Annotated in this window: 13 protein-coding genes and 1 tRNA gene; 3 read left to right on the top strand and 11 right to left on the bottom strand. The window is 41.8% G+C overall.

Annotation, left to right across the window (positions count from 1 at the left end; translation table 11 throughout):
* Positions 1 to 40 precede the first annotated feature (40 nt).
* The 3 genes from ACMVDV_RS16660 to ACMVDV_RS16650 are packed head-to-tail and all read right to left on the bottom strand — an operon-like array spanning position 41 to position 2,430.
* On the bottom strand, positions 41 to 1,099 hold the full coding sequence (locus ACMVDV_RS16660; RefSeq protein WP_192541110.1) for a succinylglutamate desuccinylase/aspartoacylase family protein: 1,059 nt from the start codon (positions 1,097 to 1,099) through the stop codon (positions 41 to 43).
* Complete coding sequence (gene rimK, locus ACMVDV_RS16655; RefSeq protein WP_016709416.1) at positions 1,086 to 1,991, bottom strand: 30S ribosomal protein S6--L-glutamate ligase; 906 nt, start codon at positions 1,989 to 1,991, stop codon at positions 1,086 to 1,088. The genes ACMVDV_RS16660 and rimK overlap by 14 nt, the downstream gene beginning before the upstream one ends.
* 10 nt (positions 1,992 to 2,001) lie before the next feature.
* Complete coding sequence (locus tag ACMVDV_RS16650) at positions 2,002 to 2,430, bottom strand: ATP-dependent zinc protease (RefSeq protein ID WP_304180143.1); 429 nt, start codon at positions 2,428 to 2,430, stop codon at positions 2,002 to 2,004.
* Between the two features lie 150 nt (positions 2,431 to 2,580).
* On the opposite strand from ACMVDV_RS16650, the gene ACMVDV_RS16645 reads away from it, so the two are divergent.
* Positions 2,581 to 3,552, top strand: a complete 972-nt coding sequence (locus ACMVDV_RS16645) for a zinc transporter ZntB (protein ID WP_416158850.1) — start codon at positions 2,581 to 2,583, stop codon at positions 3,550 to 3,552.
* Position 3,553: 1 nt separating this feature from the next.
* Here ACMVDV_RS16645 and ACMVDV_RS16640 read toward each other — a convergent pair whose 3' ends face one another.
* Positions 3,554 to 5,659, bottom strand: coding sequence for an ATP-binding protein (locus ACMVDV_RS16640; RefSeq protein ID WP_416158849.1), 2,106 nt, complete (start codon positions 5,657 to 5,659; stop codon positions 3,554 to 3,556).
* Between the two features lie 832 nt (positions 5,660 to 6,491).
* Positions 6,492 to 6,566: transfer RNA gene (locus tag ACMVDV_RS16635), tRNA-Arg, on the bottom strand.
* 255 nt (positions 6,567 to 6,821) lie between these two features.
* On the opposite strand from ACMVDV_RS16635, the gene ACMVDV_RS16630 reads away from it, so the two are divergent.
* Entirely contained in the window at positions 6,822 to 7,004 is a 183-nt protein-coding gene (locus tag ACMVDV_RS16630) for a helix-turn-helix domain-containing protein (RefSeq protein WP_304180132.1), read from the top strand.
* Here ACMVDV_RS16630 and ACMVDV_RS16625 read toward each other — a convergent pair.
* The 3 genes from ACMVDV_RS16625 to ACMVDV_RS16615 are packed head-to-tail and all read right to left on the bottom strand — an operon-like array spanning position 7,001 to position 8,716.
* Positions 7,001 to 7,807, bottom strand: coding sequence for a phosphotransferase (locus ACMVDV_RS16625; protein ID WP_416158848.1), 807 nt, complete (start codon positions 7,805 to 7,807; stop codon positions 7,001 to 7,003). The genes ACMVDV_RS16630 and ACMVDV_RS16625 overlap by 4 nt on opposite strands.
* Positions 7,808 to 7,815: 8 nt before the next feature.
* Positions 7,816 to 8,439, bottom strand: coding sequence for a nicotinamide riboside transporter PnuC (pnuC, locus tag ACMVDV_RS16620; RefSeq protein ID WP_416158847.1), 624 nt, complete (start codon positions 8,437 to 8,439; stop codon positions 7,816 to 7,818).
* A 25-nt stretch (positions 8,440 to 8,464) separates the two neighbouring features.
* Positions 8,465 to 8,716, bottom strand: coding sequence for a hypothetical protein (locus tag ACMVDV_RS16615; protein ID WP_416158846.1), 252 nt, complete (start codon positions 8,714 to 8,716; stop codon positions 8,465 to 8,467).
* Between the two features lie 132 nt (positions 8,717 to 8,848).
* Here ACMVDV_RS16615 and ACMVDV_RS16610 point away from each other — a divergent pair, with 132 nt between their 5' ends.
* A complete protein-coding gene (locus ACMVDV_RS16610; RefSeq protein ID WP_304180122.1) occupies positions 8,849 to 9,088 on the top strand; it encodes a DUF2960 domain-containing protein in 240 nt (79 codons plus the stop codon).
* A gap of 9 nt (positions 9,089 to 9,097) precedes the next feature.
* On the opposite strand, the gene alr is transcribed toward ACMVDV_RS16610, so the two are convergent.
* The 3 genes from alr to ACMVDV_RS16595 form a co-directional block, all read right to left on the bottom strand.
* Positions 9,098 to 10,177, bottom strand: a complete 1,080-nt coding sequence (alr, locus tag ACMVDV_RS16605; protein WP_416158845.1) for an alanine racemase — start codon at positions 10,175 to 10,177, stop codon at positions 9,098 to 9,100.
* A complete protein-coding gene (dnaB, locus tag ACMVDV_RS16600; RefSeq protein WP_304180116.1) occupies positions 10,177 to 11,556 on the bottom strand; it encodes a replicative DNA helicase in 1,380 nt (459 codons plus the stop codon). Before dnaB ends, alr begins: the two co-directional genes overlap by 1 nt.
* A 100-nt stretch (positions 11,557 to 11,656) precedes the next feature.
* Positions 11,657 to 12,598, bottom strand: a complete 942-nt coding sequence (locus ACMVDV_RS16595; RefSeq protein WP_416158844.1) for a DUF4097 family beta strand repeat-containing protein — start codon at positions 12,596 to 12,598, stop codon at positions 11,657 to 11,659.
* Positions 12,599 to 12,607: the final 9 nt, after the last annotated feature.

The following is a 12,607-nucleotide window of genomic DNA, read 5'->3' as shown; positions in this document are numbered from 1 at the left end:
AATCTCTTCAGCGGCTTTTTAATCAACCCGTTAAATTAGCTTAATTATTTAAATCAGCTGTTTTTAACTCATCTTCAATATCACTAATTTCATCAATAAAGGTTTCTAGCTGCTGCTCAACTAAGCTATTTGCATGCGCAAAATACGCTAAGTGGAACACTGCATCACCTTCATTAACTAACGGCATGGTTTGCTGGCCGATCACGATACCACTGCGTGGTGCTAACAACTCAAGCTCTGAGTCACCTAATGGGCTACTGATATACGCCAATATTTGGCCTTTCATTACCCGCTCACCCAGTGAGACTTGCGCGCGAACAATACCATCAACCTCGGCACGCACCCAACTAGTGGAGCTTGCAATAATCGGTTCAGGTAACTTTTTAGCGCGCTTACCACGGATCATTTTTAAATGTCGCATAACGTAATCTACGCCTTGCATACCTGCTGCAATGGCTATTGGATCAAAGCGTAATGCTTCACCGGCTTCATAGGTAATAACTGGAATACCAAGGTTAGCAGCTTCACTGCGAAGCGAGCCATTACGTAAAGAGGCATCGATCACCGCCGGCGTACCAAATGCTTTCGCCATCTGTGCCGTTGCTTCATCACTTAAGTTGGCACGTATTTGTGGCAAATTAGTGCGATGAATAGCCCCCGTATGTAAATCAATAATGTGCGTACAGTGAACAGCCACTTGTGAGAAGAACATATGCGCCATACGCCCTGCAAGTGAGCCACGGATAGAGCCCGGAAAACTACGATTCATATCGCGACGATCCGGTAAATAACGTGACTTATGGATAAAACCAAACACATTCACAATCGGCACAGCAATCAGCGTACCACGCAGCTGGTTAGCATCTATTTTTGCTAATAATTGGCGCACTACTTCTACGCCATTGAGCTCATCACCATGAATCGCTGCGCAGACCATTAATACTGGCCCTGCTTGCACACCATTCACCACTTCGATAGGAATATTTAACGGTGAGTGGGTATACAGCTTTGCAGCTTCCAAGGCCAGGGTTTTACGCTCGCCTACCCCCACCGTTTCACCTAATAAAGTAAATGCACTATTGATTTTAACCTTTGCCACGCGTTGCGGTCCTTTTAGTCGCAGCGGTTTTTTCGATAAATTCGATCACCATGCCTGCAATATCTTTTCCTGTTGCTACTTCAATACCTTCAAGACCTGGTGAAGAGTTAACTTCCATTACCAAAGGTCCGCGAGATGAACGAAGTAAGTCAACCCCAGCGACATTCAAACCCATCGCTTTCGCTGCTGCCACTGCTGTTCTACGTTCTTCTGGCGTGATACGTACTAATGTTGCACTGCCACCGCGGTGTAAATTAGAGCGGAACTCACCTTCTTGTGCTTGACGCTTCATCGCAGCAATCACTTTATCACCGAGTACGAAACAACGGATATCAGCACCGCCTGCTTCTTTAATATATTCTTGTACCATGATATTAGCTTTTAAGCCCATAAAGGCTTCAATAACACTTTCCGCCGCTTTGCGCGTTTCTGCTAACACCACACCAATGCCTTGCGTGCCTTCCAGTAATTTAATTACAACCGGAGCACCACCCACCATTTCAAGTAAGTCTTTTACGTCATCTGGTTTACTAGCAAAACCGGTTACCGGCATGCCTACGCCTTTACGCGACAATAACTGTAATGAACGTAATTTATCTCGCGAACGTGAAATTGCCACTGATTCATTCACAGGAAACACATTCATCATTTCGAATTGACGTAAAACCGCACAGCCATAAAAAGTAACCGAAGCACCAATACGCGGAATGATAGTGTCAAAGTCTTTTAGATTTTCACCGCGATAGTGGATCTCTGGTTGCTCAGAGTTAATGTTCATATAACAACGCAGCGCATCGATCACTTTCACTTCATGGCCACGCAGCTGGGCAGCTTCGATTAAACGACGTGTTGAATATAAATTTTTATTACGAGATAAAATACCGATTTTCATAGTTAAAACCTTAACTATCTAATAAATGAGATAAAGCCGGATCAACGACTATACGATTTTCCATGGCTGTGCGCCCTAATAACATTCTGAACTTCATGCTTGCTCGGCTCGTTAAAGTCACTTCTATAGGCCAACTTTTATCACCAGCACAGAGCGTTGTTTCAATAAAATACCGTAGCTCTCGTTGCCCGCTTGAGCTTGTTACATACTTCATCTTTTTTACTTTAGCATGACACTGCACTTGAGTGTGTTCGTCTTCTTGCAAAGGCTGGGCAATAAATTTCACCCACTTTTCGCCTTCTAGTTCATATTCTTCAATATTAAGTGCATGGATACATGAGGTACGGGCACCCGTATCAATTTTAGCCTTAATTTGATTAATGCCAAGCTCAGGTAAACTTAACCACTCACGCCAACCAACAATGATCTTTGCCGTCATAAATGTGCCCTTTAATAAAAAACTGTCTTATACGCTACACGGGTAAAAACACCAATGAAATAATTTTATTAATTCGATGAGTCAATTTAATTGACCTAACTCTTTCAATAGTCAACTATATTAACCATACAGCAATTAAGAGAATTTACTATGTTCAATGGTTTACTACACGCACTTAGCCTGGATGAGCAAGGCGGTGCACATACAATTGAAAACAGTGCAGAGCTAAATAATTGGCAACCTGAACAAGGTAAACTCTGGGTGCATTTAGATTATAGTCAAGCTGAAGCGATTGACTGGCTAAAAAACAGCGAGCTACTGACCGATTATGAACTTGCTTCATTAACAGCTGATGAAACACGGCCACGCATAACCCAAGTGACTAACGGCTGTATGCTGTTTTTACGTGGTGTTAATTTAAATCCAGCACAAAGCCCTGAAGACATGGTGTCGATTCGTTTATTTATTAACAAAAACATCGTGATCACCACCCGCAAACGCCGCCTTCTTTCGGTGCAAGATGTACTTGCCTCATTAATAGCAAAAACCGGCCCGTGCAGTATCTCTGAGCTAGTTTGCCAATTAACACACAACCTCACTTCGCGTATGCAAGGCGTTATTGATAACTTAGACGATACCTTGGACGAATTCGAAGATGAAATTGACGAGCCAACTAAACGTTTCGATAACCAAGGCCTGTCGCAATTACGGCGTCAAATCATTGGCTTAAAACGCTATCTAAAACCGCAAAAAGAAGCGCTTAGCACGCTAATGGCGAACCGATATAACTGGTTGGAGGAAAACGATAAAGCAAAATTGAATGAAACCACCCATTTACTGATCCGTTTTATTGAGGAGCTAGACAGCTCAATCGAACGTGCACAGATTATTCAGCAAACCATTACCAATCAGGTTTCTGAGCAACTTAACCAGCGTATGTATGTGATGTCGGTCGTTGCCGCGCTATTTTTACCGCTAGGCTTTTTAACCGGCTTACTCGGTGTCAATGTCGGCGGTATTCCTGGCACTGATAGCCCTTATGCGTTTGGCTTCTTTGTCATTTTTCTAGTCGTGCTGACCGGTGCTATTGGCGTGTACTTTAAAAATAAAAAGTGGCTTTAAGTTAGGGCTCTGTGGCTGCACTCATTGGAATTGTAATGATAAAAGTAGTGCCCGCGCCTAATTGGCTTTGGCACTTAATTACACCACCCAGTTTATGAGTCACTAAATTATAAACAATGTGCAAGCCAAGCCCCAGACTTAGCTGTGCGTTATTGGTCGAAAAGAACGGATCAAATACTTGCTTACGTACCTTATCTGGCATGCCCTTGCCATTATCGCTGATAGTCAGCTGCAGGTTTTTCGCGTGTTTACTCAGCGTAATGATGACCTCTCCAGCGGTGCTGTTGTCAAAAGCATGAATTAAAGCATTTTCCACTAACTGCTCAATAATTTGCGCCAATGCACCTGGTGAAGCAAAAAAACGAATTTCCTGCTGATATTGACATGTAACTTTATGCGGTGTCCGCTCAATGCGTGCACGAATTGACAATAAAATATTATCGATATACTCACACAGGTTAAACCAACGATTTTCTTGGCTATCATTGTCTACCGCCACCTGCTTAAAAATATTAATAAGATTAGTGGCTTTATGAAGATTTTCGCTCAACAGTTCAGCGCTTTGTATTATACGGTCATAGGACTGATTAAACTCATCGCGAGACATATTACCACTAGTTGCTTTTTCATGAATCGTTTTCGAGGTACTTTCAAGTATCGATGCAGCCGTCACACAGATCCCCAGAGGGGTATTGATCTGATGAGCAACGCCAGCAATTAACCGCCCTAAGGTGGCGTGTTTTTCATTTTCAATCAGTTGTTGCTGAGTACGCTTTAGTTGCTCCAATGATCTGGTTACTTGTTTAGTTTTACTTTCAAGTTCAGCTGTTCGCAGTGCTACTTTTCGTTCCAGCACAGCATTCAATTTTTTTACTTGTTGCTGCGACGCGATTAATTTCGCATTAGCCTCTTCAATATCACTAACATAATGTTTTACCTGTAAATACACATCATTCAACGCAACAATAATCGGGGTAAATTCATTGCGCTTGACGTATTCTACTGGCAATAGATTAACTTGCTTATTCTTACCATAGCGAATAGAGCTTTTTATAATATTTAATACCTGATCAAATGGACTAAACAGCGCTTTAAGAATAAAAATCATCAACAAAATAAAACCAAGCCCTATGGCACTGCCGGTAATTAAGGTCAAATAAGACACCTTATCAACCTGCTTATTTAAGTCGCTTTTAGGAACCATAGAGCCAAAGATAAAACCATTTTCACTGAGTTGATAAAAAATGTACTCATCCTCCGTAGATAACTGTGCAAACTCAACACGAGTGGCATTATTAAACTGCTGCTCCGCTAGTAAAGTCGCCGCCCAAGGGAAGTCGTTAATAAACTGCGCAACTTGTTGTGGCTCACCGGTAGAGCCTATAATTAGCTCAGAATCTTGATGCAGTAAAAAGGGCTGAGCCTGTGCAGAGACTTTCACACTCACCAAAAAATCGCTGAGTGCTTGTAAAGACCAATCAATGGTGGCCATACCTATTGGGGAACGGTTATCGTCAAGCATCACCGCGTCAATAGTCATCATTAGCGAAAACGACCCCGCATCATCACGATACGGCGCAGTCCAAAAAACAGGCCGATAACTGGCTTGGTCTAAGCCCCAGTTCTGCTTTACCGCTAGCTGATACCAAGCTTGATTTAAATAATCATATTCAGGGGTATTTAGATCCCAAGTAAAATGCAGTTGGTTATTTTCTTTATAAATATATGGACCAAAATAGTGATACTGTTCACTGAGCACCTTTGGTTGATACCAAAGTCCCCCGCCCATAGCTTGCTCAAAGCTCGCAAATTTATGTTCTAATGTACGTTGTGCCAAATCTTTAATATCTGCCATAGCAGCAGACTTTTGCTGACGTAAGAAATACAACTGCTCTCCATTGATAGCTAAATCAACAGCATGCCCTTGCATTTTTTCAGCTAGGTGATTTATTCGGGAAATAGCACTGTTAAAAACAGCTTGGATTTCGTTTTGCTTAAACTCATCTAAAGCTTGTTTGTAGATCAGAGTATTGAACAACTGCAAGGTTGAATAGGCGAGTATCTCGAACAAGATAACAAAAACCAAAATGCGGGTTTTAATGTTCATTATCGCTGCGCAATACAATTGGCTAATAGCGTGCGTTCGTTCAACACGGCTGGTCAACCAAGGTAACTATCAATAGCGGCGTAATAAGCACCGCTAGCAACTGAAAAGATGTTCTATTGTGCATAACATTACCTAAAAAAGCTGTTACTTATCAGTATAGTGCTGTTATCAGTTTTATCACCTTTGTTGTTCATTTTATTCTTATTATGAGTAACCGGTGATAGCTACTGTAGTAAATAAGCTATTATCGCGTCAGAGTCGCAGCCCACTGGCATAGTAATGACCACGGCTTGTCTTACGCGAGTGATTGAATTATTTTACTAAAAAGATACTCAGAGCTTGGTGCAGGCGCTGTGGTAGTACTAGAGGATTTATTTTGTTTATACTCGTTTGCTTGCAGTGGATATTTTTATTAACCAAACACCCCAGCCAATAAAGATCGCAACCGTGACGAATACCAACCGTGTTAAGTTACTAACCATTTATAGCGACAGAAAAATAGCGTGATAACAAGGCAGAAATTTTGACACCTAGTTGTTCTCGGCAATTGCTCCTGCATTGCTCTACCTCTTGCATCCATCCATGCAGCCGTACATGAAAAATGACTAACGCAGTTAGCGCTTTATTTAGCGCGCTCGAATAGTTAAATATTTAAGTCGATTGGTATCATATATGTATCGAGCTAATATTGAGGGTAGCAAATAATTATTTTTAATCACAAAGCAGGATACTTTAAATCACAAAAGCATTTCAAAGATATTTTAATGAGTCACCAGCTGATCAGCGATTATGAAAATGATAATGAACACTATCACCAAGACATTAAAGCAAATGGCGCTCTCGGTAGGGATCGAACCTACAACTCAGCCTCCGGAGGGCCACGTGATATCCATTTCACCACGAGAGCACATTTGTGCCACCACACCAACTCGCGATATCAGTGTTTAGGCGCAGCAATAATAAAGGCATCTGCAACTAAATACCAGCATCTATCGCTTAGATGCTTATTAATTAAGCGAAATAGAATAAATTACTTCACAAGCAAGCAAAAAACAGCTATTAAATTATACTTAATAAAAATTAATAAACATTTTGCAACATATCCATGCCCGTTTAACAACCTATAAGGCGCTTGTAAAAGGTTTAACATGAGGAAGTATTTATGAGTTTAATGTCAACCGAGCAAGTTGCAGAATTTTTAGGTGTTAAAGCTGAGCGTGTAAAACGTTTGGCCAGAGAAAGCTTACTGATTGTAAAAGGTGAAGATGCTAATGGCGAGCCGCAATTTGATGCTGATGAAGTGGCAAAATATAAAGAACTTGCGGCTCGTTTTGGTGGTCTCTAATCACTGCTTTTTGAACTAATCAAACTATCTAACTGCGTACGTAATAATGTCACTTTATCTTCGACTGAGCGTGCGCTGTACCAGCAAATACACAAGACTAAAAATACCACTTGATAGCACTCTAGCTTCTTCACGCTGCGATAAAAACGCTGCGGATTAGGTAAGTGTTGTTGATAGTTTACCAGCAAGCGCTGTTTCTGTTCATCATCGAGTGTAAAACTAACAACCAAGGCGGCTAAATCAAAGTAGACGTCATTGCTCTTCGCGTATTCAAAATCAATTAAAAACATGCCTTGCGAGTTTACTATGATGTTTTCTTTCACCAAGTCATTATGACAAAAACCTTCATCACGAGGAAATAAGGCTATTTGCTGCAATGCGTTAGTCACACTTGCTTGGTAATACTGATATAGGCGAGTCTGTTGATAAAAAGCTAACTCATCGCTTATGTCCATTGCTACTGTCTGCACATGATAACCATGCAAAGCCACTAATTTTTGTAGTAGTTCAGTAGTGTATTCACCTTGTGCAATATCCCCTTCTAGATAGTCAAAAATCGCAAGCTTGTTCACTTCATCAGTCCACAGCGGTTTGGGGCATACCTGCTGTTGTGCAAATACAGTTTGCGCTGCCAAGCCCTGCACAGGCCAATGCTCACGATAGCACTTTAATAAAAAAGCCTGCTGCGCAGTGCGCACTAAAAAGTTATCGTTACTTAAACCGCTAACTAGCCGCTCAGTACTCAATACCTTGAGTTGCGAGTTAAAAGCGGCAAAAATGCCGCTAATTTCTTTACCTGTCATGCTACTTCTTATAATTGCGCCAAAGGCTTAGCTTGATTTTGCTCGTATTCTTCATACCAGGTTTTAAACCCCCATGCAGCCATTATGGTGTAGAAAATAAACAGCGCAAGTGTTGGGTAGTAGCCTTTTTCGTAATATAAGTACATAGAAGCCGCATCAATAACAATCCAATACAACCAGTTCTCAAGCACTTTTTTCGCCACTAAATACGTAGTGACTACCGCAAAGCAAGTCGTAAAACTATCTAAATAGGCGAACTCGGCATGCGTGTAATTTGTCATAATATAGCCAAATATCACCGCAACAATTGAGGTCAGTGAAATAATGGCGAAATGCTGCTTCAAACGCCATGAAGTGATCACTAAGCCATGTTGATCAGCACTACCTTTGCGCCAGATAACCCAGCCATACACCGCCATATACATATAATAAAAATGCAATAACGACTCCATGAGTAAAGCGCCGTTCCAATACATGATGGTATAAATTAAGGTGCTAAAAAATGCCGCAGGCCAACACCAAAGGCTCTCTTTGATTGCTAGTAGTAAATACGCCATCGACAACGCTACAGCGAGATACTCCCAGTGCGACATTGCCGTGAACCCTGCGAGAGTTTCTGTAATAAATTCCATAATTGATCCACTAAGGCTTTAGCTGCTATTGGGGAGAGAGATCACCATTGAGGAACTTACAAACAAAAATAGCTTTGCCAAACTCTTCGTATGAACGCTTAATTTCAGTGCTAAGCACCGACATAACTAAATCGTAATCACCAAAAATTTGTGTTGATAAGGTGTTGGTAATCACTTTTAAATCATTGTAAGTATTTAAACGGTCAATAAACCCCTTAATAAATGGAATGTAATCTTGGTGCAGTGGGTACTTACTGATCTCAACAGATAATTTCATGATGTTCCTTAGCATTGGCTACAAAATAGGTCGTCATTGTAACTTGAGCTAAGCCACAAGTCATTCAAAGGTAGAGCAGATGCCGAAGAAGGTGTAAAATCAATGTAATTTCATTTTACCTTTAGGTTCATTATGCCACGCCGGATTACTTACAAATATAAAAACCAACCACGCGAAATAAACTTCGCTAAAGATAAATACCACGATATGTACCAAGCCATAGCGGCGGCTGAGGGCATTGATCTTACAAATTATTTAAAAATGGTGCAGCAAATTGAAATGACCTCTAAAGGCTCTGCATCGGTGCGTAATTTTCGTGATGAAGAATTTGCTCGCATGGGCTTTAGCGATGTATATTTTATTAAAGAGTAATGCTTGGCATTACTCTAAATACTCATAGCTTACCCGTGGGGTAATATTACAGACTAACTCGTAAGGGATTGTCGTGGCACATTGGGCAATTTCTTCAACGGGTAATTCTGGGCCCCACATCACCACATCATCGCCTACTTTGATGCCATCAGCATTTGCACCAATATCAACACTGATCATATCCATAGAGATGTTGCCAGCAATACCATAACGTTTACCAGCAATCACCACCGGTGTGCCATGTTTAGCATGGCGCGGATAGCCATCACCATAACCCATGGCAACCACTGCAAGTTTAGTCGGCTGAGCGCTTTGCCAACAGCCGCCATAACCAACGCCTTGCGCAGCATCCACATCGCGAATAGCAATCACCTTTGTGGTTAAGCGCATCACAGGTTTTAAGTTGTGCTGCTCCCCCGTGCAATTCAGCATAGGTGAAACACCATACAGCATTAATCCTGGGCGTACCCAATCACCATGCCCCGCAGGCCACGCTATTATACCAGCCGAATTTGCTAAACAATGTGCTTGTTGTTTGCCTTGTACTAATGAATCAAACAAGCTAATTTGCTCAGCTGTTTTGGTATCACTAATATCATCGGCACTGGAAAAGTGCGTCATTAAATTGATCGTATCTTTAGCGTTATTGGTCGCTTGTAAGCGCTGATAAAAATCATTCAGCTGCGTTGGTGCAACCCCTAAACGATGCATACCGGTATTGATTTTCAGCCAGCAACTGATTGGTTCATCGAGCTTTGCATTTTCAAGTGCGCTGAGCTGGTTCTCATCATGGATAATGGTTTGAAAGTTATTGGCTAATAAAATCGGCAAATCATCTTGATGGAAAAAACCTTCCAGTAACACAATAGGCTTGGTCAGCCCGCCCGCACGCAGTGCTAAAGCTTCGTCAATTCGTGCCACAGCAAATGCGTCGGCATCATTAAGGTGCTGCGCTATTTTCACTAACCCATGGCCATAGGCATTGGCTTTTAATACCGCCATGACTTTGCTGTTAGGCGCAAACTGCCGCACTTGCGCTAAATTATGGGCAAGTGCCTGTAAGTTAATTTCGGCTATGGCTAAACGCATTAGTAATCATCGTCTATCGCTGGACCTGCGTAATTATCAAAACGCGAGAACTGACCTTGGAAGGTTAAACGTACTTTACCAATTGGGCCGTTACGTTGTTTACCTATGATGATTTCAGCCACGCCTTTTTCGGTGCTGTCTTCGTTATACACTTCATCACGGTAGATAAACATGATCAAATCGGCATCCTGCTCAATAGAGCCTGATTCACGTAAGTCAGAGTTAATTGGCCGTTTATCGGCACGTTGCTCTAGGGTACGGTTTAGCTGCGACAGTGCAACCACCGGGCATTGTAGCTCTTTTGCTAATGACTTAAGTGAGCGCGAGATTTCAGCAATCTCTAAAGTACGGTTATCAGAGAGGCTAGGAACACGCATCAGCTGCAAGTAATCGACCATGATCATACTAATACCACCGTGATCCCGCGCAATACGACGGGCACGAGAGCGCACATCGGTAGGTGTTAGGCCTGATGCATCATCAACATACATCTTACCTTTTTCCATTAATAAGCCCATGGTTGATGATAATCGCGCCCAATCGTCATCATCTAATTGACCGGTGCGCACTTTGGTCTGGTTGATTCGACCAAGGGAAGCCAACATCCTCATCATAATTTGCTCCGAGGGCATCTCTAATGAGTAAATTAACACCGGCTTATCTTGAGTCATCGCTGCGTGTTCAGCTAAGTTCATCGCAAAGGTAGTTTTACCCATTGATGGCCGCGCAGCAACAATGATTAAATCTGATGGCTGTAAACCTGTGGTCATCTTATCTAAATCAGCGTAACCCGTGCTTACCCCTGTCACACCATCTTGCGGTGACTGATAGAGCTCTTCGATTTTATCAACGGTTTTTTCTAGGATGCTGTGTAAGCTTTGCGGGCCATCATTACTTTTGGTGCGCTGCTCAGCAATTTTAAACACTTTACTTTCTGCAAAGTCGAGTAAATCGTGACTGGTGCGCCCTTCAGGATTGAAACCTGCTTCAGCGATTTCATTAGCAACGCCAATCATTTCACGTACCACGGCACGTTCGCGCACGATATTCGCATAGGCGTCGATATTCGCCGCACTTGGCGTATTTTTAGCAATTTCAGCTAAATAAGCAAAACCACCAATGCCACTGAGTAAATTCTTTTTCTCTAAGCTCTCTGAGATGGTGATCAAATCAATTGGATCACCTATTTCAGCAAGCTCGACCATGGCCTCAAAAATTAGCTTGTGGGTACGGGTATAGAAATCTTGCGAAACTACCAACTCGGCAACACGGTCAAAGGCTTGATTATCAAGCATTAAGCCACCTAAAACAGATTGCTCTGCTTCAATGGAATGAGGAGGAACTTTAAGAGTGTCGACTTGTTTATCTGGTTTAGCCATAACTTCGCAATACTAACAATGAATGGCCTCTATTCTATCGACTTGGCTAAGCCGTGCAAAGAGCAAAGCAGGATTTCTTTTCCTACTTTGCTACGGGAGATTAGTTTTTCTTACGTAATTCTATGCGCCCACTGATAGTGTCTATTTCAATATCAGCATCACCACCGTTAACCGCAAACTCTAAATCACTTGATGGACCGTACTTGGCTTTTTTAGCCTTATCATTACTCAGCTCATTAATGATTTTGCCATTGGCATGGGCTTCAATTTCAAAGCGCGCAGACACGTTAGCAGGGAAATAAAAATCGGCATCACCACTAACTGATTCATAAGTAATTTGCGCGCCCTTTAATAACTCATTGATATGAATTTCACTCTCACCATTGACTGTGCTAATACGTAGGCTTTTTAATGCCACAAAAGCAAAGTCGATATCGCCATTAACGTTTTCTAAGCGAACTTCTTGTGCTGCTGTTTTGGATTTAATATCGCCATTGACGGCAGTAAAGCGCAGCGTGCCCTGTGAATCTTTATCATTAATTTCGCCGTTAACGGTTTCATAGCGTATATCACCTTTTAAGCCTATCGCACTGACATCACCATTAACGGTATCAACACTAATATTGCCACTGATACTGTGTAAATTGATATCACCATTAACAACATCAATATCAGCACCAGCGTTTAAATTTTTAGCACTGATAGTGGCATTAACACCGGTAAATTCAAGTTCGCTGCTATTTGGCATATAAATAACTAACTGAGAACCATCGCCACGATTCCAACCATTATTGTTACGCGGCATTTTAACAACAAATTCAATGCGGCCGCCTTGCTCCTCTAAACGGTAACCTTGTGCTTTATCATCAAGCTCACCGGTGATCTGTAATTGTGGTTTATCCCAGCCCTCAATACGTACATCACCACGTTGGTTATCGATAAAAATGCGCTTATTAACTGGCACCTCAATTTGTTCATTAATTTTTTCACCTGCGGTGGCTAAAAACGGCAATAAAGTCAGTGCTAATAATAATGTTTTCATGGTTGATAC

Origin of the sequence: Pseudoalteromonas sp. ASV78 (assembly GCF_047806705.1) — a bacterium.
GTDB classification, from domain to species: Bacteria; Pseudomonadota; Gammaproteobacteria; order Enterobacterales; family Alteromonadaceae; genus Pseudoalteromonas; species Pseudoalteromonas prydzensis_A.
Note: the sequence above shows the minus strand (reverse complement) of the source record. Positions and strands in the feature narration are given on the sequence as shown.